Source organism: Pseudomonas sp. MPFS (genome assembly GCF_022537035.1).
In the GTDB taxonomy this organism is placed as follows: domain Bacteria; phylum Pseudomonadota; class Gammaproteobacteria; order Pseudomonadales; family Pseudomonadaceae; genus Aquipseudomonas; species Aquipseudomonas sessilinigenes.
The window spans coordinates 967347-990955 of sequence record NZ_CP066123.1 but is presented as its reverse complement, the minus strand read 5'-3'; the positions used below and the strand labels follow the sequence as shown (position 1 = coordinate 990955).

15 protein-coding genes and 1 CRISPR repeat array are annotated in these 23609 nt (G+C 63.2%); of the genes, 2 read left to right on the top strand and 13 right to left on the bottom strand.

The features are described 5' to 3' along the window. Positions 1-18: 18 nt before the first annotated feature. The 8 genes from csy2 to ptsP form a co-directional block, all read right to left on the bottom strand. Entirely contained in the window at positions 19-1008 is a 990-nt protein-coding gene (csy2, locus tag I9018_RS04390; protein ID WP_241108822.1) for a type I-F CRISPR-associated protein Csy2, read from the bottom strand. Further along, entirely contained in the window at positions 1001-2347 is a 1347-nt protein-coding gene (gene csy1 / locus I9018_RS04385) for a type I-F CRISPR-associated protein Csy1 (RefSeq protein WP_241108821.1), read from the bottom strand. Before csy1 ends, csy2 begins: the two co-directional genes overlap by 8 nt. A 132-nt stretch (positions 2348-2479) precedes the next feature. Continuing rightward, positions 2480-5869, bottom strand: coding sequence for a type I-F CRISPR-associated helicase Cas3f (gene cas3f, locus I9018_RS04380; RefSeq protein WP_241108820.1), 3390 nt, complete (start codon positions 5867-5869; stop codon positions 2480-2482). Next, the gene (gene cas1f / locus I9018_RS04375) at positions 5866-6843 is read right to left on the bottom strand and encodes a type I-F CRISPR-associated endonuclease Cas1f (protein WP_241108819.1); all 978 of its coding nucleotides are present in this window, start codon (positions 6841-6843) and stop codon (positions 5866-5868) included. Before cas1f ends, cas3f begins: the two co-directional genes overlap by 4 nt. A gap of 240 nt (positions 6844-7083) precedes the next feature. Next, positions 7084-7831: direct repeats of the CRISPR family, unit length 28 nt; unit sequence TTTCTTAGCTGCCTATGCGGCAGTGAAC. A 364-nt stretch (positions 7832-8195) separates the two neighbouring features. Beyond that, the gene (locus I9018_RS04370; RefSeq protein ID WP_103325045.1) at positions 8196-8573 is read right to left on the bottom strand and encodes a hypothetical protein; all 378 of its coding nucleotides are present in this window, start codon (positions 8571-8573) and stop codon (positions 8196-8198) included. A 773-nt stretch (positions 8574-9346) separates the two neighbouring features. Beyond that, entirely contained in the window at positions 9347-11104 is a 1758-nt protein-coding gene (locus I9018_RS04365; protein ID WP_241108818.1) for a PTS fructose-like transporter subunit IIB, read from the bottom strand. 11 nt (positions 11105-11115) lie between these two features. Then, entirely contained in the window at positions 11116-12057 is a 942-nt protein-coding gene (pfkB, locus tag I9018_RS04360; RefSeq protein WP_241108817.1) for a 1-phosphofructokinase, read from the bottom strand. Further along, positions 12057-14918, bottom strand: coding sequence for a phosphoenolpyruvate--protein phosphotransferase (gene ptsP, locus I9018_RS04355; protein ID WP_241108816.1), 2862 nt, complete (start codon positions 14916-14918; stop codon positions 12057-12059). The genes pfkB and ptsP overlap by 1 nt, the downstream gene beginning before the upstream one ends. A gap of 298 nt (positions 14919-15216) precedes the next feature. On the opposite strand from ptsP, the gene cra reads away from it, so the two are divergent. Beyond that, complete coding sequence (gene cra, locus I9018_RS04350; protein WP_241108815.1) at positions 15217-16212, top strand: catabolite repressor/activator; 996 nt, start codon at positions 15217-15219, stop codon at positions 16210-16212. A gap of 3 nt (positions 16213-16215) precedes the next feature. Beyond that, complete coding sequence (locus I9018_RS04345) at positions 16216-17007, top strand: TatD family hydrolase (protein ID WP_241108814.1); 792 nt, start codon at positions 16216-16218, stop codon at positions 17005-17007. Here the strand turns inward: I9018_RS04345 and I9018_RS04340 are convergent. From I9018_RS04340 to I9018_RS04320, 5 genes are all read right to left on the bottom strand, one after another. Continuing rightward, complete coding sequence (locus tag I9018_RS04340) at positions 16993-17364, bottom strand: hypothetical protein (RefSeq protein ID WP_068585417.1); 372 nt, start codon at positions 17362-17364, stop codon at positions 16993-16995. The genes I9018_RS04345 and I9018_RS04340 overlap by 15 nt on opposite strands. Before the next feature lie 165 nt (positions 17365-17529). Next, positions 17530-19560, bottom strand: coding sequence for a methyl-accepting chemotaxis protein (locus I9018_RS04335; RefSeq protein WP_241108813.1), 2031 nt, complete (start codon positions 19558-19560; stop codon positions 17530-17532). 176 nt (positions 19561-19736) lie between these two features. Then, positions 19737-20573: a regulatory signaling modulator protein AmpE gene (ampE, locus tag I9018_RS04330; protein ID WP_124345722.1), complete on the bottom strand. Its 837-nt coding sequence runs from the start codon at positions 20571-20573 to the stop codon at positions 19737-19739. Then, a complete protein-coding gene (gene ampD, locus I9018_RS04325; RefSeq protein ID WP_068585425.1) occupies positions 20570-21130 on the bottom strand; it encodes a 1,6-anhydro-N-acetylmuramyl-L-alanine amidase AmpD in 561 nt (186 codons plus the stop codon). Before ampD ends, ampE begins: the two co-directional genes overlap by 4 nt. 63 nt (positions 21131-21193) lie before the next feature. Continuing rightward, positions 21194-23422 carry a DUF1631 domain-containing protein gene (locus I9018_RS04320; protein WP_241108812.1) on the bottom strand — a complete coding sequence of 743 codons (2229 nt, stop codon included), beginning with the start codon at positions 23420-23422 and terminating at the stop codon, positions 21194-21196. Between the last annotated feature and the right edge of the window lie 187 nt (positions 23423-23609).

Genomic DNA, 23609 nt, shown 5'->3' with positions numbered 1-23609 from the left:
CTTTGCTCAAAAGGGCTATCAGTCGAAGTGGGACACTAATTGCGCACGGTAGTCGTTGCGGCAGCGGTACAGACCTTCGTCACTTTGGTAGTCGGCGTACCAGAGCAACTGCTGCACCGATTGCAGGCGATGGGGGCTGATCCACTGGCCCACGCCATACAGGCTTTCTACGAAACGGAACGGGATCTGGGCATCACGTGCGCGAGCAACCGAACCGGCTTCCTGAAGTGGAGTCAGCGCGCCATAACCCACAGGGATGGGCACTATCCACCCCAGGCCCTTGCGATCGTTGGTCCATTCAGTGTGGCGTGGGGATTCGCATTCGCTCGTGAGGGTGACGCTGGACCAGTTGATCCGTGACAGCGACAGCCAGGCATCCAGTAACGTGGCCTGGGGCTGGCTGGCTTGCAGGTCTTGATGACGCTGCTGCAGAAGGTCTTGCCGCTCTACCAGCACAAACCCAGGCAGCAGGCGCAGCTTGGTCTGATAGAACAGTCGCTCACGCGCCTCTTCATCACCGGTCATGGGAATGGCATAAGGCTGCTGCTTGCGATGCGGGGCAGTCGAAGGGAGCACACTGCCTCCGGCGATGCGCATCTGCATCAACAGTTCACGTACCTGATGCGCGATGGCTCTGCCATCGCTCTGGTCATTGAGCGCTTGGCTTTGTACGGCAAACACCAGGCTGATCTGCAGGTGGATCCGACCTTCCTCAACGATTGCCGCGGTGCTGCCATCCCTGTTGAGTGGGTTACGGGTCAGGTGCAGGGTGTTGACGAAGTCGCCCTGGGTCACTTGTTCTTCGTGATGATGGGCAACCACGCTGACAGCGTTGAATTGCAAGTCCAGGCCCGCTGCATGAGTTTTCCTTTCCAGTGCCCACATCAACCCCAGGAAAGCCGTAATAGAGGGAAAACCATGGGTCAGGGGGCTGGAGAGGCTGTTGGCGTTTTGCACCCACAGATGAGGGATAACCAGCAGGTGTTCAAAGTGTGGACACTCAGCCATGCATCACCTCCACAGCGGTTTCATCAACTACCCAGGACTGTGATGTTTCGGCTTCGATAACCGCCTGTCTGGCCCAATGCGCCTGTTCGGTATCGCCTACCGGCAAGCCGCGTTGCAGCAAAATACCGTTCAGCCAGTTACCAAAGCGGTGGGCAACCTCTTCCGCCCAGGCCTGTCGGGCGAAGGCTGCAGTAAAGGCCTGGTCTGCTTCCATGTACTCCTCACGCGGCGGCAATTGAGCCCGTTGCGGATCGAGCCAAAGCTGTTCGCACAGCGCTAGCCGGCATTGGTTATCACGGCTCCAGCCGGCGGGTAGAGAGGCACGAAAGCTCAGGCCAAAGGCCGCCAGGGCACGCCCCAACGCGCGTTCTATACGCTCACGTCGCAGGCGGGTGTGCATGGTGGGAGGAGAGTCGGCCTGGAGCAGTATGCAAAGGGCTTCGACCAACTCATCCACGTCCTCAAAACGCCGCAGGCGGGTGAAGGCCGAATCCAGGTGCAGAGCGCTGCCGGGGTGCTGCTGCTTCCAAAGCGGCGGAAGAGAAGCCAATAGATAATTCACGCCCCCACGCTCACTGTTGAGCTGGCTGATGTTCTGCGGCTTGGTGCCCCCGAGTTTGCGCACCACCAGTTGCGGGTAATCGCCGTAGGTTCCTGTGTAGGGCTGGCGATTGCGCCGAGCCTGGCGTGCTGCCTTGTTGGCCTCGCCAAAGCGGCGCTCGTTGATATCCGCGTGTACGGCATGCACCAGGCTGCTGGGAAACATCGGTTGCAGTAACTCAAAGCCGGCATCGTCGCTTGGCTCGCCCGAAACACACCAGAAAACCTGCTTGGCCAAGCTGTGGGAAACCAGGGTTTCGTTCGAGCGAATCAACCCCTTGAAGGCCCCGGCCCAGCTTTGGGCCAAGGTCGGATCCGGGCTCAGGGCGGCCAACAGATCGACGTCGTCCTGCTGAAGCCAGTCCAGCAACCGGCGCCCTTCTACCTCCAGCTTGAGAAACTTGTACACATCCAACGCCGCGGCATTACCTACGATGTCTTCAACGTAGTCGCTGGCCAGTACATGGGTACCAATCTCCTGATGTTGCGTCAGCGTTTGCGGAGCGGCATGAAGGCTGCTACCGCGAGCATCGGGGTGGGTGGCTTTGAGGACATGGGTGACGGCCTGGATTTGCGCTACCCGGCGGGCGGCGTCGGCGAGCCAGGTGCTGTATTCGTACTTCGTTGCATCACCTGCTTCATCACCTTTGAGTTTTGCGTCGCGCCGCTCATTGATGAACGTGGTGATTGTGTTGCGAAAAAGCGTGGAGCGTGCCGCTTGATTCGATCCTTCGTTCATGTCCCTTCCCTGCAGAGAGAACTTGCCGATGGCAAGCCCGTAACGGTTCGAGATAGCACTTGGCTATCACACTTTTAACAATCTGCCCATCATCCTTCAAGAAACTTGTTACTCGTGAACATACGTCATAGGTCAGTGTTTTCTGCCAAACCCCAGCACCGGATGAAAATGCCAGCCCTGGGTGCTGTCGATCAGCTTGGCGGTGGTAAACCGCTCGGCACAGGCCCGCAGCGAAATACCCTGCACCTCGGCCTGTCGAGTCAGCAGTTGCATCAGGTCGTGCTGGCCCCAGGGGGCGATGCGCGGGCCTGAGAGGCTATCCAGATCGATCTCGTCCAGCAGATTCGTCACGGGAACATACGCCCCGGTTGATCCTGGGGCGTATTTTTCATGGATGCGGTGCAACACCAGGTTTTCTTCATCCTCGTCCGGCAACCAGAGCACCTCGATTTCCCTGACGGAGCTTTCGCGGAAAGGTTGCTGCTGTGGCAGAGCCCAGGTCAGGGCTGCCTGGGGGTACTGCCACGCACAGGCCGCATCCAGTTCGAAGGAGCCAGGCTTGACCCCGCGTGGCGTCGGTTTGCCCAGGCTGCTCCGATCCTTGGGCAACATCTGCGCACTGATCCGCGCATGCTCCAGATCCACCAGGTTGTGCCTTGGGCGCCAAGTCTCGGTGGCCCCGGGCTGGATTCGAGGACGGGCACTGATGCACTGGTAATCGGCCTGATCCAGCAGTTGAGCAAGGCGATGGCTGGCCAAGCGCCAAGGGTGCTCGCGCTGGCCACTTTCACTCTCGAATCCAGGTCGGACAAAGGCCGCGGCTCCTGGCTGCTCGAAATGTCGCAGATTGCTATCGAACACCAACACATTGGCGCTCTGGCAGGGACGATCACGATGGCGCTGGACACGACCGGCGAGCTGGATCAATGAACGCATCGATGAGGGCTCGACCACTGCCCAGTCGTAGTCATGGTCGCGCCCTACTTCAGTGACCGGCGACCCCAGCACCACAAATAACTGGTCCTGCTCGGGGTACTGATCGATCAACTGGCGTATCTGCGGATGGGCATACAGTGCATTCGGCTGCCTACGGTTCAGGCAACTGTCCAACTGAGCTTCGATGGCCGAACGCAACAGCAGCGGAAAACGCGAGTGATAAACGCACAAGTGAATGCGCTGCCCCACAGGAACCCCCAATGCGAATAGGGCTTGGGCAACGTCGAACAAGGGTTCGATGTTCGCCATGCGCACCAGGCCAACGCTGATTTTCTTGCCACTGTGCGGACATGCCTCGGCATGGCGTGCGTGCGCTTGCAGCATCGCCGCCTGAACGTGTTCAGCAAAAGCCCGACGCATGGCACCCACGGGCTGCGTATCGATCTTCAGAGGAATGAGCTCGCCGCGCCGGCGTGGCTCGATACCCTCAAGCGCCTGTACACGGCGCCCAACGAATACGCGGTGTTGCTGAACAAAGCTCTCGGCGCTGTTGCAAGTGCCCTTGTGGGCACCGAACTCATCGACCCACAGGCAAGGGATTTCGCTGACGGGAGAACCCGGTTCCCCTCGATTGCGTCGGTAATGCAGACGGCCAGCACGATAAGCCTGGAACATCCCCTCCAACAGAGCCGGAGGAAGGGTCGCCGACGATAGCAGCACCCGGGTGCCCAACAGGCCGGCCCAATACACCAGGCGCGTTAGAGCAGGCAAGTCGACGAGGTCGAAGTCATCCAGCTCATCGAGAACCAGGTCACTGCTCAGCAGACGCAACATTGGCGCTATCTGCCGGCCGGCTCTCTGTGCTTCGGTCGCGGGCATCAGGTGGTCGATGGTGCACACCAGCATCGGCGCATTGAGCAGAGCCGTGATCTGGGGGTTATTCATTACTTTGGACAACAGGCCGTGGGCTTCCATAGCGCCCTCATAACGCACATGGCTGTCTTCTTCAATCAGGGCTTGGGTAGAGGCCGACCCGCAGGCTTCGGCCTCGGCTTGGTGGTAGTCGAATAAGGCCCGGCTTGCAGAACCTCCGACCCTGATGGCCAGGTCGTCTTCACCCAGGTTCAGATCCTCGCGGTAGCTGTGACCGGTTTGCAGGGTCAGGGTGCGTAAGCCCAGGGCGAAGGTACAACGCATCCCGATCTGTGGGTCGGCCAGGGCGTACATGATCCGTGCATTGGCCAGGGTCTTGCCGCATCCGGTAGAGGCCATATTGATGATAAAGGCGCCGTGCTGTTGTGCCTCCGCACGCAGGCTTGTTGCGGCATCCGCAGCCTTATCCTGCCAACTGAAACGAGGGGCACCGCTGCGTTTGCGCAAACCTGGATGACGGGCCAAGCGGGGTAAATGACGCTCGAAACCGGGCAAACCGTGAACAACGCTGCGGGCCATGCGCGCCACCCCGAGCAAGTGTTCGTCCAGGGGCTGTTTGAGTTGGCCATCGGTGTGCGTGTTGGCAAACAAAGAAGGATGCTGACCATCACCCTTTACCCGTTGGCCCGACTCGGGCGGCAAACTGGAGTAGTAGTGATCGCTCAACATCAGGCTCATGCGAGCCAGATGCATGACATAGGGGTTGTTCAGCCAATCACCACGACCGGGCTTGGCTTGCAGTGTCAGCAGGCGATTGGCGAGCTTGGCAGCCTGCGCCCGCCATTTGGGCCAAGTCACCGGCAGCCCATGTTCGAACTGCCAAAAAACCTCGACCTCCTCGATAGCGGCTGGGCGGCTGCACTCATTCCACTCGTGGGTGATGCTCTCGATCAGGTTGTCCAGCATCGACGGATTGAAGCGGACAGACTTCTTGCCCAGCCATTGCTGTTCTGCGTTGTTGCTCTCATCCCAACTGGGCAGTGTGGGCAAACGGTGGTGACTGACCACAAGCCAGGCAATGGCAGCCGCCAACGGCGCAAGCTGTTTGAAGGGCGGGGTCGTCGCGGCATCGAGCCCATCGCGCTGATAACGGCCTGCCGCCAGCCAACTGCGGTCATCCTCGTCAGTGGGCGCCGCCAGCCGCCGCAACCAGCTGGGATCATCATCAGAACCAACGAACGCCAGGAACAAACGCAGTGATACCCACTCGTGGCGATACAGATTCCTTTCCAGACTGCGCACGCGTAGTTTTTTCTGAAAGGCAATGCTGGCCTTGCCCAAGTCGTGCAGCAGCGCCGCCATCTGCGTCAGCAGCGAGATGTCTTCAGCACAATGCCAATCATTTTCATCGTCTTTGCGCAGCACATTGCGCGCAGTGGTATGAGTTGGTACCGCACCCTGTTCATTGAAACGCTTGGCGTCACCGACGATCCACAGCAACTCACTGTGATCCAGCCCGCGAATCCAGTGGCAGGCCACCGCAGTATTGCGACGGGCGCTTTTCTTGAGCAGGCGCCTAAGGGTATCCAGGCCGGCCTGCGTGATGGGTGTTTGCCAAGTACGCTCGCCACGTCGCTCGGCAAACTGATCGAGAATTCGCCGGCTTTGCACCAAGGCCATTTTATCGCACTGACAGATCAGCATGACGTTCATAACGCCCGCTGCTCCATTTGCTGAGCGACAGCCTTGAGACTATCGATCATGAAATCCAGGGCTTCGCCACGGGTCAGGTTGTCAATGCAAGCCTGGCGAAAGGCCTGCTCGTCGTCGCCTCGCTTGGCCGACAGAAAGGCCTGAGGCAACACCAGCGCATCCTTCACCAAATCAGCCACATCAAAAACCAGGCCCCCACGGCGAGTCTTGCCATGCAGTACCGCCAAACCATGGGGCAAGCCCAATACCCAGGTCGCCGTCGCAGCCAACCCATAGGCAAGGTAGTTACCGTGATCGAGAAATCGATTGGCTGGGTCTACGCCACTGCCACCTTTGGCCCGGACGAAATCGCCATAAGCGGTTGCCGTAGCGGCCAACTTGAACAGGCGCTTGGTCAGGCGAGCCTCTTCGGTCAGCAGGTAAGTCACGTCCGGAGCCGCGTTCAATGATTTCAACGACTGCGCCAAGGCGGACTCCAGCGCCGAAGAGTCGACGTCAAAACCGGCTTTTGCCAGAGGCCACTGCGACCGCCAATGTTGCCGAATGCAGTCCAGACGCAACCTCTGGAAAGCCTTGGCCGCCTCTAGACGTAGTTGCTCATCGAACCAGAACCGCACCCAGCGTTGCAGATACTCAGTGGGGCGATATTCGCTTTGCGGGGAAAACCAAGCGACTTCGATATCGATCTCATTGGCGCTGAACAACGGCGTACCACCGCCCCCGCAAAACCCCACCAGCACGCCCGCCTTGGCCAGTTCGCGCATGGCTGCCTGAGTGACTGACGTGCCAGTACCCAGTAGTACGGTCGTGGTATTGGCGATCGGGATATTCCAGTACAACGACTGTTTGCCGGCATCGGTTACATATTCGACCCGGCCACCATTAACCAGTACCCGACAGTGCTGCAGGTAATAGATATTGGCACGCTTGGAATGAAGAATCGTTTTTAGATCTGCGGACCGGATGTCTTCCATGAGAGAGAACCGCCTGCTGTGTCGTCCATTGGGCGGTAAGGGTTATAAGCAATGTCCGGATGTTCGTCTATGTCGTACTGGAAGTTCAGATTTATCACATGACTAGTTCGGAGCCAGGCATAGCCTCAGAAGGACAAGAGGAGGGAGTGATTCATACGTACCTTCCAGTGACGTGCAACTGAGGTGTAGGGGGCAATTGCCTCTCTGATCTGGTGTCTGGGGCTAGATTCCCGTTGAGGGCTGTGTAGCTGCCTATGCGGCAGTGAACCCCCTGTAGATGTTCCATGCGAGGTAGAGCAGTTTCTTAGCTGCCTATGCGGCAGTGAACGGCGTGATTGAGCGTTCGCACAAAACCATCCTTTTCTTAGCTGCCTATGCGGCAGTGAACTTCCAGCGCTCTATATTTAGGCAGGTCTGGCCTTTCTTAGCTGCCTATGCGGCAGTGAACCCCTGACGGCCCCGCAGGTTGGACGGTCGGCTTTTCTTAGCTGCCTATGCGGCAGTGAACCAGTCGCCGCTGGAGTTGATCCACCGGGCATATTTCTTAGCTGCCTATGCGGCAGTGAACCCTGGTTACCCTGGGCGGCGTCCTGGGGTACTTTTCTTAGCTGCCTATGCGGCAGTGAACTTCCTGCTCTGCGCGCTGCTCGGCGGCCACACTTTCTTAGCTGCCTATGCGGCAGTGAACGTTGTAGGTGAAGCTCATGAGGGCGTCCCACTTTTCTTAGCTGCCTATGCGGCAGTGAACTCGTAGTCGAGGAACAGCTTGCCGGCCTTGAGTTTCTTAGCTGCCTATGCGGCAGTGAACCGCGTGACGTTACGTCCGACCGTACCGGCGTTTTTCTTAGCTGCCTATGCGGCAGTGAACACTGATGGGTGCCAAATCTGGCGTATACCGGTTTTCTTAGCTGCCTATGCGGCAGTGAACCCATCCCCTGCGCCATAGTTGGTCCCGATCCGTTTCTTAGCTGCCTATGCGGCAGTGAACTAGAGCACTTCTACTCTAACCCCAAGATTTTAAAGAAAGATACGACTCTACAGCGTGTTAAACCCTCTTTTTGTGGGTGCTTGTAACTTATTGATTTTACAAGGCGTATCCCAGCACCTCAAAAAGAGGGTCGGCGCCATGTGGGTAGTTATAGCGCTCTAGTGGTCTTGGCATCATTAGGTTAGTGGTTCTTTTCCAACAACGATAAGCGGCAATTTAGCGCTAGGCCTATGCCTGATACGGTTTGTAGCTGCGGCGAGGATGCTGAACTCCACCCGAGCAATCGAGGCGACCGCCTCTATCAGGTTTAGGGGCGCTATGCGCCCCAGCGGGAGCACGCTCCCTCGCCACAGGTGATGCGTATTCAGTCAGGGGAAAGGCGATGGCCATCGAGCAAGGCATCCACCACGCCGCGCGCCATCTCCACCGAATGCACCAGGGACCAGATCAACCCACGCTCGACGCCGCTGGCCTGCTCGGTGATCTCATCGGACACCTCCTCGGCGGCCTTGAGCAGCATGGACACATGGACCAGCGCCTCCTCGGCGCTGATGCCGGAGCGAACGTCGAACAATGAATCGCGCCCCACCGGCGCGGCGACCGTGGGCTTAAGCGTCCGGATCAGCGAGCCGGTACGGGTGTTCACCAGCGCATGGAGAATCACCTCGTTGGCCCGGTCATGCTCCGGGTTGCGACGTGAAACAGAAGAGAAAACGGGTGGATCGGGGACGAGCTTTTTCATGGTGGCACTCCTGACTATGGAGCTTTCACCCATCGCTGCTAAACGGAGGGTGGCAGCTGGACGCGGGTTAGCAGACCAGGCAGTCAGGCAAGCCCAGCGCACCCGAAGGTGCCCCGCGTACAGCTGCCATAACGCATTGACCAGCATTCGCATGCTGGTCGGATGGAGATGGAGCTTGGCGTGCCTGAGTTTGGTCGGGCTGCTAAACCCGGTCACTGATGATCAGTGACGACCGGAGACTAGCCAGCAGATTCTTCAGGCACAAGCGCACTGGAGTCTCTCGGAAACCCCTTACAAAAGAAAGAGATTTGGATGGGTGTTGAGCCTGTCGAAGGTTATGAAAAGGCCACAAAATCTTCGACGGATTCAAGATCCAGCGGCCGCTGCGCGCCCGTGCGCAGCCTGCGGCAGCGGCTACACAAAGCGATGCCAAACACGCACACCCCACCCGCGATGCGCCGCCCGGTAGGGCGCGCCGTACGCTGGTGATCTTGATTCACCCGCCCCCTGGGAAGGCCGAGTGCAGGTGCTTATCAGGGGAATGGCGCGCAGCGCCCCTCGACGCAGTCGAGGACATCGCTGGAAGCGATGCCCCCTGAGAAGTACCGGAACGAGGGAACCCGAGCGCAGCGAGTGGCCGGACGTGGGGGCAAGACCTTTTGGTTCCTTTTGTGTCGACTGACAAAAGGGACTCGCCGTAAGGGCGAAACCGCCAGCCGCCACACCCGCAGCAACGGATATGTACCCAAAACCCCAAGAGCCCGGGCCGGCTCTCAGGCCGCCCCGCCCACCTGCCCCGCCCCAGGCTCAGGCTCCCCCCCCATATCCCCCCGCCTCACCACCGCATACACCCCCGCCGTCAACAAACTCCCCGCCACAATCGCCAGCAAATACAACACCCCATGATTGATCGCATTCGGAATCAACATCACGAACAACCCCCCATGGGGCGCCATCAACTTGCAGCCAAAATACATCGACAAGGCCCCGGTCAACGCCCCACCGGCAATGCTCGCCGGGATCACCCGCAACGGATCCTTGGCCGCGAACGGAATCGCCCCCTCGGAGATAAAGCACAACCCCAGCACCAGGGCCGCCTTGCCCGCCTCCCGCTCGGTCTGGGCGAACTTGCGCCGAGCGATGAAGGTCGCAATGCCCAGGCCAATGGGCGGCACCATCCCCGCCGCCATGGCCGCGGCCATCGGCGCATAACTCTGGGACGCCAGCAGCCCCACCGAAAACGCATAGGCCGCCTTGTTGATCGGCCCGCCCAGGTCCACGCACATCATCGCCCCCAGCAACACCCCCAGCAGGATCGCGTTGGTGGTGCCCATGCTGTCGAGGAAATGCGTCAGGGCCCCGAGCATGCCCGCCACCGGCTTGCCCACCACGTAGATCATCACCAGGCCGGTGAACAGGCTGGCCAGCAACGGGATGATCAGGATCGGCTTCAGAGCCTCCAGGCCCTGGGGCAATTGCAGGTAGCGGTTGATCAGCTTGGCCGCGTACCCGGCCAGGAACCCGGCGACGATACCGCCGATGAACCCCGCGCCCAGGGTGCTGGCCAGCAGGCCACCGATCATCCCCGGGGCCAGCCCCGGCCGGTCGGCGATGGAGTAGGCGATGTAGCCAGCCAGCAACGGCACCATCAGCTTGAAGGCGGTATCACCACCGATCTGCATCAAGGCCGCAGCCAGGGTGCCCTCCTCCTTGTAGGCCGTGATGCCGAAGACGAAGGACAGGGCGATCATCAAGCCGCCAGCCACCACCATCGGCAGCATGAACGAAACCCCGGTCAGCAGGTGCTTGTAGACCCCGGCCTTGTCTGGCTTGGCCGGTGCCTGGGCGCCACTGGCCACGGACTCCGGCCGGCCTTCGGCCAGCGCCTTGTGCAGGGTCGCCTCGGCCTGCTTCAGCGCCACCCCCGTGCCGCAGCGATAGATGCGCTTGCCGGCAAAGCGTTCGGTGGCCACTTCGATGTCCGCCGCCAGCAGCACCACATCGGCTTGCTCGATGGCCTCGGCGCTCAGCGGATTGCGCGCGCCCACCGAACCCTGGGTTTCCACTTGCAGCTGGTAACCCAGGCGCTTGGCCGCCTGCTGCAAGGCCTCGGCGGCCATGAAGGTGTGGGCCACCCCAGTGGGGCAAGCGGTGATCGCCACCAACCGTGGCATTGATTGTTCGATGCTGGGCGCGGGCTCACCCGGCTCTTGCGCGGCCATCAGCACCTGGGCGTCTTCGGCGCCCCGGCGCAGCAAGGCATCCACATCCTGCAGGGCCTGGGACGGGCTGCTGCGATAGACCCGCTTGCCGACGAAACGCGACAGATCCACAGGCCCGCTGCTGACCACCAGCACCCACTCGGCCGCCGCCAGGGTCGCGGCCGACAGCTGGCGCTCGGGACGGGCCGGGTCGTGGACCTCGACGCTGGTGCTCCAGCCCTGGCGCTGGGCCGCGGCGTCCAGCAGGCGTGCGCAGAGCACGCTGGTGACCATGCCGTTGGGGCAGGCGGTAACGATGGCTAACTTCATGGGCACCTCTCTTATTGTTCTGCCAGGGGCTGCACGCGCACCCCCTGTTCCAGCCGGGCCAGTTGTGCCCGGTCGCCGATGCCGAAACCGATCTGGGTCACCGCCATGGCGGCGATGGCCGTGGCCGTGCGCAGGGCCTGGGCGGCGTCCTGGCCGGCGAGCAGGCCGTGCAGCACCCCGGCCAGCAACGAGTCGCCGGCGCCCACGGTGCTGACCACCGCGACCTTGGGCGGCAGCGCCTGCAAGGCTTGGCCAGCGGCGAACCAGTGGACGCCCTCGGCGCCGTGGGAGACCACCACATGCTCGACACCCTGGGCCTGCAACTGGCGCGCAGCGGCGGCTTGGTCGTCCGGCGTGGCCACCGGCCGGCCCAGGGCATCGGCCAGTTCCTCGCCATTGGGCTTGACCAGCCAGGGCCCGGCCGCCAGCCCGGCACGCAAGGCGGCGCCGCTGGTGTCCAGGGCCAGCTTCAGGCCCATGACCTTCAGGCGCAGCAACAAGGCCTGGAACCATTGCGGGCTCACGCCCTGGGGCAGGCTGCCGGCGACCACCACCGCGTCATGCCCGGGGGCGATCTGCTCCAGGCGCGCCAGCAGCGCTTGCTGGGCGACGGCGTCGACCAGCGGGCCCGGGCCGTTGAAGTCGGTAACCCGTCCATCGGCCTCGGCCAGCTTGATGTTGCTGCGGGTTTCCCCCGGCACGCGAACGAAGGCATCGACGAACCCACGGCGGGCGAACAACTCATCGAAAGCCTGGGGATTGCCGGCCCCGAGAAAGCCGCTGACGGTCAGGCGATGGCCCAGGTCGGCCAGGACCTGGGCCACGTTCACCCCCTTGCCGGCGGCATGCACGTGCAGGGCCTCGCTACGGTTGACCTGCCCCACCTCGAGGCGCGCCAGGGGCACGGTCAGGTCCAGCGCCGGGTTGAGGGTCAGGGTGAGAATCTTCGCCATTACATGGCCTCCACTAAGGCGCGCACATCGTTGGCGCTGCCGACGGCCAGGGCCTGTTGAGCAAGGGTTCGGGCCTGGGCCAGGCTGAGTTCGCGAATGCGCGCCTTGACCTCGGCGATGCTGCGTCCGGAGACGCTCAGTTCATCCACGCCCAGGCCCACCAGCACCGGCACCGCCAGCGGGTCGGCCGCCAGCTCGCCGCAGACGCCGACCCACTTGCCCTGGGCATGGGCGGCGCGCACGGTGATGTCGATCAGTTGCAGCACCGCCGGGTGCAGGCCATCGGCCTGGGCCGAAAGGGTCGGATGGCCGCGATCGATGGCCAGGGTGTACTGGGTGAGGTCGTTGGTGCCGACGCTGAAGAAGTCCACTTCCTTGGCCAGTACCGGGGCCAGCAGGGCCGCCGAGGGCACCTCGACCATGATTCCCAGTTGCAGGTCGGCCACGGGGATTTCCCGGCGCAGGCGCTCGGTCATGTCCCGGGCCTGGCGCCATTCCTCGACGCTGCCGACCATGGGGAACATGATCCGCAGCGGCCGGTTGTCCGCCGAGCGCAGCAGCGCCCGCAACTGCGCTTCCATGATCTGCGGGCGTTGCAGGGTCAGGCGGATGCCGCGCACGCCTAAGAAGGGGTTTTCCTCCTGGGCGATCGGCCAGTAGGGCAGCGGTTTATCGCCGCCCACATCGAGGGTGCGCACCACCAGCGGCCGCCCGCCCAGGTCATCGAGCACGCGGCGGTATTCGGCTTCCTGGGTGACTTCGTCCGGGGCCTGGGGATGGGCCATGAAGATCAGTTCGGTGCGCAGCAGGCCAATGCCTTCGGCGCCCTGCTCCACCACTGCGGCGACGCCGGCGCTTTCCCCGACGTTGGCGAACACTTCCACCGCGTGACCGTCGCGGGTCTGGGCCGGCAGGTGGCGCTGTTCGGCGGCGGCCTGGAGCCGCTGTTCGCGATTATCGCGTTCCTCGACCGCCCGCTGCAGGGTCGCCGGGTCCGGGGCGACATGCAGCCGGCCGCGCTGGCCATCCAGCAGCAAGGCGGTGCCGGAGGCCATCAGCAGTACCCCGGCGCCGGCCCCCACCAGTGCCGGGATGCCCAGGGCCCGGGCGACGATGGCGCTGTGGGCCGTGGCGCCGCCACGGGCGGTGAGAATCCCGGCCACCCGGGCTGGGTCCAGGCGAGCTACGTCCGAGGGGCCGACCTCATCCATCACCAGGATGTAGGGTTGCTCCGGCTCCACCGGCGCCAGCACACCACACAGCTGGGCCAGCACCCGGCGGCCGATGTCGCGCAAGTCGGCGGCGCGTTCGGCCAGCAGCGCATCCTGCAAGGACTCCTGTTGCCGGGCGGCGCTTTCGATCACGCTCATCCACGCGGCCTCGGCGCTTTCGCCCTGCTTGAGACGGGCCTGTACCTCATCCACCAACTCGGGGTCGTCGAGCATTTCCAGGTGGGTGATGAAAATTTCGCGGATGGCCTTGGCCTGGCTGCGCTGGATCAGGCCCTGGATGTCCTCGCGCACCTCGCCCAGGGCCTGCTGCAGGCGCTGGCGCTCGATGGCGGCGGACTCACCACGCAGCGGATAGTCGATGGCCTGCTGGACCTGCACATGGGCCGGGCCGATGGCGATCCCGGGGGCCGCCGGTACGGCCTGGACCAGGCTACCGGCAGCTGGGGCGCTGAACGGGGCGGCGAGTTCTTGCGGTACATCCACGGGCGCCGCAACGGTCGGCAAGGGCTCGACCTCTTCGCCCAGCCCTTGCTCGATGGCCGCCAGCAATACCGGCAAGGCCTCGGTGGCGATGCTCGGCTCGGCGATCAGTTCCAGCACCTGGCCACGCCGGGCGCCGAGGCTGAGCAGCTTGCTCAGGCTCTTCAGCGACACCGCTGGTTCCTGACCGTCGGCGAGACGAATGCGGATCTCGCCGTCAAACCCCTTGGCCAGTTGCGCCAGCTCCTTGGCCGGGCGCGCGTGCAGGCCATGGGCGTTGGCCAGGGCTATCCGGGCACTGGGCCAGTCCGCCGGCAATTCGCCGCCCAGTACTTCGAGCACCGCGCGGGTGCTGGTGGCGCGCCACAACTCCTGGCCACGCCCATCGATCAACAGGGCGCACAGGCGTTCGAGCAGGGCCTGGTGGGCTTCACCGAGGCTGGCCAGGCAGAAGAGGCCACTCAACGGCTGGCCCAGGTAACGGATGGGTTTGTCCGGGGTGACGAAGGCCAGGCCCGGACGCAACACGGTCTGTTCGCTGTGCAGCCACCACAGGCCATCCCCCAGGGGCAGCGCCTCGACCTGCTGCAGTACGGCGGCAAAGCCGTTGCTCACGCACTCGGCCTGGCGCAGCAGGCGTGCGCCGCGCCACACCAGCTCTTCGAAATCTTCCGCCGCCACCCCGAGGCCAATCATCTGCGCATCCAGCGCCAGTTCCTGGGGCGCGCCCTGCAACAGCTTGAGCAACGCCTGCGGCGAGCTGACGCGACGCAGGGCCTGGCCCAGGTCGGTCTCGCCCAGGGCGCGGGTCAGCAGTTGCAGCAGGCGCAGGTGCTCGTCGGACTTGGCGGCGATGCCGATGGCCAGGTAGACGATCTGCCCGTCGCCCCAGTCCACGCCTTCGGGAAACTGCAGCAGGCGCACGCCGGTGGCGAAGACCTGGTCGCGAGTTTCAGGGGTGCCGTGGGGAATGGCGATGCCTTGGCCGAGGAAGGTCGAGCCCTGGGCCTCGCGCTGTTCGAGGCCGCTCAGGTAACCCGCAGCCACCAGGCCGTCAGCCACCAGTTTGTCGGCCAGCAAGCGCAATGCTGCGGACTTATCCACAGCCGTCTGGCCCATGGATATCTGCTCTACGGTGAGTTCGAGCATGGGTTCTCCTATTTAGCGCGGGGGCAGCGCTAGGTATTGTTTTAAGTCAGCAGCGTAGGCGCTGTCATGGCCAAAAATGGGACTGGCCAGCGGGCGCAAGTGCTTCAACGTTTACGCTTTGGCCCAGAAAATACGCCTGCTGAAACGTTTAATCTAGCAGGATCGGCAAGTTACTCGATAATCTTCGCCTCTTGAAGTCCTGCTGGTCGATTGCCGGTTCCGACGTTGGTCGCGTGCCCAGATCAGGTAGGATTGGCGAAAATGTCGGGGCAAGCACCAAAAATAAGGAAATCCCGGGTTGAAACTCAGTGATATCGCTCGACTGGCGGGTGTGTCCGTCACCACCGCCAGTTACGTCATCAACGGCAAGGCCGAACAGCAGCGCATCAGCAACGCCACCGTGGAACGGGTGCGGGCGGTGGTCGAAGAGCACGGCTTCACTCCCAATCCCCAGGCGGCCGGCCTGCGCAGCCGCCATACCCGGACCCTGGGCTTCATTCTCCCGGACCTGGAGAACCCCAGCTACGCGCGGATCGCCAAGTTGCTCGAGCAAGGCGCGCGGGCCCGGGGCTACCAGTTGCTGATCGCCAGCTCCGACGATGCGCCGGACAGCGAACGGCAACTGCTGCAGCTGTTTCGCGCGCGCCGCTGCGATGCCTTGATCGTCGCCAGTTGCCTGCCACCGGAAGACGACAGCTACCAGCAATTGCAGGCCCAGGGGCTGCCGATCATCGCCATCGACCGGATGATGCCGGCCGGGCAGTTCTGCTCGGTGATCAGCGACGACCTGCAAGCCAGCCTGCACCTGACCCAGAGCCTGCTGCAACCCGAGCCCCGACAGATCGTGCTGCTCGGCGCCCGCCCGGAGCTGAGTATCAGCCAGGAGCGGGCCGCGGGTTTCCGCCAGGCCCTGGAGGGGTTCGGCGGCGACGTGGTGATCGAGCACGGCGAGGCCTTCAGCCGCGATTGCGGCCGGCAGTTGATGGAAGAGTTGCTGCAGCGCCTGGGCCATCTGCCCGATGCCCTGGTGACCACCTCCTATGTGCTGCTGCAAGGGGTGTTCGATGCCTTGCACGACTTCCCGCTCAAGTCCCGGCCACTGCGCCTGGGGACCTTCGGCGACACCCAGCTGCTGGACTTCCTGCCGCTGCCGGTCAACGCCATGGCCCAGCAACATCAGCTGATCGCCGACACCGCCCTGCAACTGGCCCTGGCGGCCATTGAAGAAGGCCAGTACCAGCCCGGCGTACAGGCCATCCCGCGGACCTTCAAACAGCGTATCCAGCAGGGCTGAACCGTGGAGCTGATCGACAGCCACACCCACCTGGACTTTCCGGATTTCGACGCCGATCGTGGGGCGCTGCTGGCCGACAGCCGCGCCCGGGGCGTCGGCCGGATGGTGGTGCTGGGGGTCTACCAGGGTAACTGGCAGCGGGTCTGGGACCTGGTGCAAGGCGACCCGCAGCTCTACGCGGCCTTCGGCCTGCACCCGGTGTACCTGGACGATCACCAGCCTGCCGACCTGCAGCACCTGGGCGATTGGCTGGCGCGCCTGTCCGGGCATCCACAATTGTGCGCAGTGGGCGAGATTGGCCTGGACTACTTTCTCCAGCACCTGGACCGCGAGCGCCAGCAGGCGCTGTTCGAGGCCCAGCTGCAGCTGGCGGCGGACTTCCAACTGCCAGCGCTGTTGCATGTGCGGCGCAGCCATGCGGCGGTGATCGCCACCCTGAAGCGCTTCAAGCTCCAGCGCGGCGGGATCATCCACGCCTTCGCTGGCAGCCGCGAGGAGGCCCGGGAATACCTCAAGCTGGGTTTCAAGCTGGGCCTGGGCGGCGCCGCGACCTGGCCCCAGGCCCTGCGCCTGCGCAAGGTACTCGCCGAACTGCCGCTGGAAGCCCTGGTGCTGGAGACCGACGCGCCGGACATGGCCCCAGCGATGTACCCCCATCAGCGCAACAGCCCCCAGCACCTGCCGGAGATCTGCGCAGCCCTGGCCGAAATCATCGGCGTCAGTGCCGAGCACCTGGCCAGCACCAGCACCCGTAACGCCTGCGCAGTGTTCGGCTGGCCCTCAGCCGGCCTGTAGCAGCAAGGGCCGGCGCTGCCGGCGCCGGGCGATGGTCATCACCAGCAGGTACCCCACCAGCACCAGTGCCGAGATGCCCAGTTGCAGGCTCCGCTCCAGCAGCCCGATCCACTGCAATGTCAGGCTCACCAGCAGCACCGTGGCACAGAGCACGATCAACAGCGCCCGCAGGGTGGCGAACGAGCCCAAGGTCTTGAGGCGCTTGATCTGCTCCGGACAGTCGAGCTTGAGCGGCTTGTGGCAGTGCTTGCAGGCGAAGGGTTCCTGCATGGCCATGGCGTTGAGTTGCCAGGGTTCGAGATCGAGCAGAGCCTGGCAGTGGGCGCAGCGTCCCAGGACTCCGGAAGAAACGGTCATCGGCGTATTTCCTCAGGGCCACGGACACGCCATGGCTGACTGGCCGGGCGCAGGCGGCGCCCGGAAAAAACGCGCAGGAAAGCAGGAAAAACACCCCAGACAAAGCGATTAATTACTACAGCTTGTGGCAGCCCGGCCTGGGCAGGGCTGCACTGCAGGGCTGGCTCAGACCCGGAACGCGCCGATCAACTGCTTGAGCTGGACCACCTGGGCCGAGAGCTGGCGACTGGCATCCTCGGTCTGGTGTGCGCCTTCAGCAGTGCGCTCGCCAGCGCGATTGATCTCGACGATGTTCTGGTCGATGTCGTGGGCCACCGCCGTCTGTTGCTCTACCGCTGCGGCGATCTGCTGGTTCTGGTCAACGATCATGCCCACCGCACCGAGGATGTTCTCCAGGGCCTGCTGGACCTTCTCCGACTGATCGACCGTGCCATTGGCCATGGCATGGCTGCTGCCCATGGCCTTGACCGCCGCACTGACCCCGCCGTGCAGCTTGCCGATCATGTCTTCGATTTCTTCGGTGGACTGCTGGGTGCGCTTGGCCAGGGTGCGCACTTCATCGGCCACCACCGCGAACCCGCGCCCCTGCTCGCCGGCCCGCGCCGCCTCGATGGCGGCGTTCAGGGCCAGGAGGTTGGTCTGTTCGGCGATGCTCTTGATCACCTCCAATACCCGGCTGATGGACTGGCTGTCGCTGGCCAGTTGGTTGATCACCCGCACCGACTGGTCGATCTCGCTGGCCAGTCGGGCAATGCTGCCCTGCTGCGACTCCACCAGGCCCCGGCCATTGATGGTCTCGTCGTTGACGCTATGGGCACTGCTGACCGCTGCCGCGGCGCTGCGGGCCACTTCCTGGGAGGTGGCGGACATCTGGTTCATTGCCGTAGCCACCTGCTCGATCTGGCTGCGCTGGCCAGCCACTGCCTGGTTGCTCTGGGCCGAGACGTTTTCCACTTGCCCGGCCTGGCGCTCGACCTCGCTGACGGTATGCCCGACCCGCTCGATCAAATCGTGGATCTTCAGCACCGTGCCGTTGAACAGGCTGCCCAGGTCGCCCAACTCGTCGCGGCTGTGGGCGGTGAAGGTGACGGTCATGTCGCCGGCCGCGACCTTGTCCATCATCACGCCCAGGCGACGCAGGGTGGTGCGGGTCGAGGCGTAGAAACCGCCATACAAGTAGACGATCGACAGGAACACCAGGGCCAGGGCCGCCACCAGCAGCATCATGTGGCTGCGGTTCTGCGCCAGGCGCTTTTGCAGTTCGACATCGAGGAATTTCAGGGTGCTTTCGTTGAGCTGGTAGGTCTGGGCCATCAGCGTGCTGGCCTGGTCATAGAACGCCGGCCAGGGCGCCTCCAGGGTCTCGGCCATCACCACCTGCTCTTCGAACAGCTCGCTGGCCTGCTTGAGGCTTGCCTTGCTGGCATTGGCCGCGCCGTCGAGGGCATCGTGGGCGGCACGGCTGGAGCCCAGGGCATCCTGCAACTTGAGGCCGTACTCGGCCTGGAGTTTTTCGATCTGCACCAGCAATTCATCGAAACGGGTGCTGGAAGACGAATTGAGAAAACCCTGGCCCAGGGAGAAGGCACCCATGGCCCGCCCCTCGCCCAGGGTCTGGGTGACCTGTGGGGTGATGCTGGTGATCAGTTCGCTGAGCTGGCGGATATCGCCCTGGCCGTCACGGCTGAGGCCCGACTGGCTGGCAATGATCTGGCTGAACAACTGTGCACTGCTCAGCAGCTTGCCGATCAGCCCGCTCTTGTTCAGCAGCGAATTCTCCACTTGCTGGGCCTTGAAGGCTGCGACCAGCTCCTCGCGCTTGGCGTTGAAGACCTCCACCTGCTGGGGGTCGGCAGTCACGGCCTGCATGGCTTGCAGGCGCTGGAGCACGGATTGTTCCAGGGCGACGATCCTACCCTCCAGATCCCCTGCCTTGCCGGACTGGCCGAGGCCGGCGTTGATCTGCACCAGGTTGTTGAGGGTTTCCAGATCGCGGCGCAGGGCCAGGCTACTGCCCAATAGATCGAGGCTTTGCAGTTCGATCCGGGTGCCCTGGAATTCGCGATAGGAGTCGCGTACCAGGTAAAAATTGGTCACCAGCATGGGCACAAAGAACAGCACGCTGATCAGGCTGAACTTCATGCCGAAGCTCAGGCGATTCATCAGCGCTATGGAGGGATAGAGCAAGCTCTTCACAAAGAATTCTCCCTTTCTTTTATTTTTATTGGCAGGCAGGCGAAGGCAGCAGATAGCCACTATTCGGCGCTCCGTCTGTATAGCGTAATTTCGGGGGAGGTTTTGTAACTTAAAGTTAACCGCGCCGGGACCAAGCCCGTTGGGAGTGGCGAGGGAGGATTCCCTCGCCAGGTGCCTCAGAGCAGAACGGTGTACAGGGCAAAGCCGGCATACCAGAGCACGGCGGCGCGCAGCAGCAGCTCCCAGATGCGATCCAGGCTGTTGATGCCCTCGGGGCCGGTGACCGGTGCCGGGATTTCCCCGGCCACCAGGCCGACCTTTTCCACCAGTTGTGCGGCACTGATATGCCAGTTGAGCAGCTCGTGGAGCATCACTCGGCCCACGGCGACGAAGTTGCCCACCAGGGCGAAACTCGCCGCCAACAGGCGCACCGGCAGCCAGTCGAAGGCATGCCGCAGCTGCGCGGCACGCTCCACCAGGGCCGGGCTCTTGCCATGTTCGGCGGCCAGCGCCAGCAGGCGATAGCTCAGGGCCGCCACCGGACCCAGCAGGAAGTACCAGAAGATCACCGCGAAGAAACTCTGGTAGGCCTGCCACAGCAGGTGGCCCTGGACCCGTTCCAGCAACTGCTCGCCGGAGTCGGCGCAGATGTCCAGGTCGCGCTTGGCCACATGCAGCGCCGCTTGCAGGTCTTCACGTCGCCAGGCATCGCGGAAGGGACCCAAGCCACCCAGCAGGTCGCCCCGCCCCAGGGCATAGATCACCACCAGCAGGTGCACCGGCAGCGCCAACAGGCCATAGGCCAGCGGTTGCAATACCAGCAACAACAGGCCGAGCACCACCGCCGGCAGCAGCACCAGCAACGCCAGTTGCCCCCAGGGATGCCCGGCCGTGCGCGGGCTCGACTCCAATCGTGCCAGGCGCGTCAGCCACCAGCCGTCGCGCTGCACTTTCTGGCGCAGGGCCGAGAACTTCTCGATCCACACCGCCAGCAGCAACACCAGAAAACTCATGGTCCTTCCCCCTCTTCCAGGGCGACACGATAGCGCGCCCAATCGAAAGCCTGGCCCGGATCAGTCTTGCGTCCGGGCGCTATGTCGCTATGGCCACAAATCCTGTGTGGCGTGATGGCGCTGAACGCCGCCTGCAATTGTCCGGTCAACAGGCTCAACGCCTGGTATTGGGCATCGGTGAATGGCAACTCGTCGGTGCCTTCGAGCTCGATGCCCAGGGAAAAGTCATTGCAGGTCTCGCGCCCTTCGAAACTCGACACCCCGGCATGCCAGGCCCGGTCCAGGCAGGAGACAAACTGGGTGACTGCGCCGTCACGCTCGATCAGAAAATGCGCGGACACGCGCAAGTCGGCGATCCCGGCAAAATACGGATGCTCCGTGACATCGAGGCGATTCTGGAAGAATTCCTGCACCTTACCGGTGCCGAACTGCCCCGGCGGCAGGCTGATGTTATGAATCACCAGCAGCGAGATCTCGCCTGCCGGACGCTCATTGAAATTGGGTGACGGGCAGTGACGTACGCCATGACACCAACCCGTGGCAGGGTCCAGCCGCATACCGATTCCTTCAACTAAAGCCTTGAGAAGCCCAGTATGCCGCGATCCCTACCCTGGTTGCGATCACTTGCCGTGATTGAGTCGCCGCAGATTGCCAATCACCGACTCCAAGGCGCGATCGAACAACAGGGTGTCGTCCAGGGTACGTACCGCACCACGCTGAAATTCCAGGGCCAGGCCCATGCGCGTGCGCTCCAGCACCTTCATCCCGGTGCGATTGACGAACACATACTTGGCCACGGGATGGGGGACGACCGCCGCCAACTTGCAACGCAGGACGCTGTCTTCATCCTCCTGGAACTCGACCCAGGCCCCCAGGCGCAACTGATCCACCACCTGCAGGCTGGCGTCATTGGCCGGCAGCGCCAGGGGAGCGGCCTCCAGCGGGCCTTCCTCGGCACTGGGCAGGACGATCTCCTGGGCCACTTCGACCATTCCCGTGCCTGTGGGCGCCAGGCTGGACACCTGTGGCTGCACCTCCCGGGCTTGATGCTCGAAGGCCTGCAGGTGCAGCAGCTCCAGCTGCGCGAAGAATTCGCTGGCGGCAAACGGATCGAACGCCGCGCCGCTCAAGCCCTCGCGCAGGCCCTTGAGCAAACCCGGCACCACCGCCAGCAAGCGCATGGCGGTGTCCGGCTGGGCATGGCGCTGCACGCTCCAGATCAACTGCTCCATGGTGTGTTCGCCAGCCCGCCACTCCTGCGACTCGTCACCGTGCTTGAGGTAGCTGAGCAGCAGTACCTGGCTCCAGGTATCCCGGACGAAGTCCACCACTGCCTGTGGCAGTACCTTGCCCAGCAACGCGGTATTGAGCGCCTGCTCCACCCGGCGCCGGGCCAGCTCCGCCTTGGCGCGACCTTCTTCGGCGTCGCGGGTGCGCTGCTCCAGCAGTTCGGCTCGACGTCGCTCGTCGGCGGTAAAGGCCAGGAAGTCGGCCAGCAGCTCGGAAAAGATCGCCGGATCGTCGGTGAACTCGCTCAACAGGCGCTGCACCACCTGCTCGATACGCAGGTACAGGCTGTCGCGCTGATGGTCATCGCAACTGCCCCAGCCCATGGCGGCAGCGGCAATCTCATTGAGCAACCGCCGGGCCGGGTGGCTGCCGCGACTGAAGAAACTCTTGTCCAGTACCGCCACCTTGAGCATGGGGATCTGCAAGCGCCCGATCAACGCCTTGAGCGAATCCGGCAGGTTGCGATCATCGAGGATGAACTCGAACAGCATGGCGATCAGGTTGATCACATCTTCGTCGGCCACATCCACGACCCGGGATTTACCGCTCTTGACGCTGACCCGGGTCAGCAGCTGCTCGAGCTGGTTACGCAGGTCGAAGTCATCCTGGACGCTGGGGGCCGGCACGTACTGCTGCAGATGCGACAACAGCCGCAGCAGGTCGCGGGTGGAGATCGGCTGGGTTTCGGCGCTGGCCTCCAGGGTCGGCGCCACGCTACCGCGCACGTGGAGCAGCAACGTCTGCAAGGCGGCGAAGACTTCCTGGACACTCTCGTCGAAGGGATGCTGCCCGGCCTTGCCTGGCCCGCCTGGCCCGGCCTCGCTCTGGATCTCGGCCCGGGCACGGTCCGAGGCCCGGCGGGCGGGAGCAGGAAGCAGGTCCGGGAGAATGCCGGTGGCGATCAGCAGTTGATTGGCCTCGGCATAGAGTTGTTCGGCATCGCTGAGCACGTAGCGCTCGAAAAGCTTAAGGATGATCAGCTTGACCTTGATCCCCACCCCCAGGTTGCGTCCGGCCTGCAGGAAGTAGTCGCAGAGCATGGCGGGCCCCAAGGGGTTTTCAGCGTCGGCCAGACGCCGCCCCACCAGCATCCCCAGGCGTGCACTCAGGTGGCCCAGGGCAAAACCGCTGCGGTTGAGCACCTTGGCCACCATGGCATCCACGGCCACGGTTTTTTCCAGGTCGTCATGGCTCGGCTGCAGGTTCGGGTCATAGGAGGCGGCATGGGCGATGACCTGGGCCGGGTCGTACTGGACCAGGCAAGCAAAGGCCTCGAAGAACTTCTCGAGGAAGCCGCGCTCGATGCTCTTGCGCTTCAACCGCAGGTCGCGCATGGCCTCGAACAGGATGTTCTGCTCGACATTGTTCTGCGCCCGGTCGGCCATCTCGAACAGGGTATCGTCGGCGTTATCGAACAACTCCTGCAGGCCGTGGCGCAATTGTTGGGCAGCCTTGTCACGAACCTGAAGCAGAATCACCGGCAGGCGGGCGAGCGGCGAGGTCGTCGCTTGATCTGTAGCGACCTTGTGCAAAGGCACTACATTCCCGTCGTTGTGCATCCAAGCCTCCTGCAAAGGTGTTTCTTCGGTTCGATATCAAGGTTCTGCCGAGCCGCTGACGCTCACAGCCGGCTCTGAGCGGAGGCACAAATGCACTCCACTGCACTTCATGTAAGGGGAAGCCAAAGACACGTCAAAGCTATGACGTCAATTACAAGTCGCATTATCTTGTAAAACTCCCCTGTTG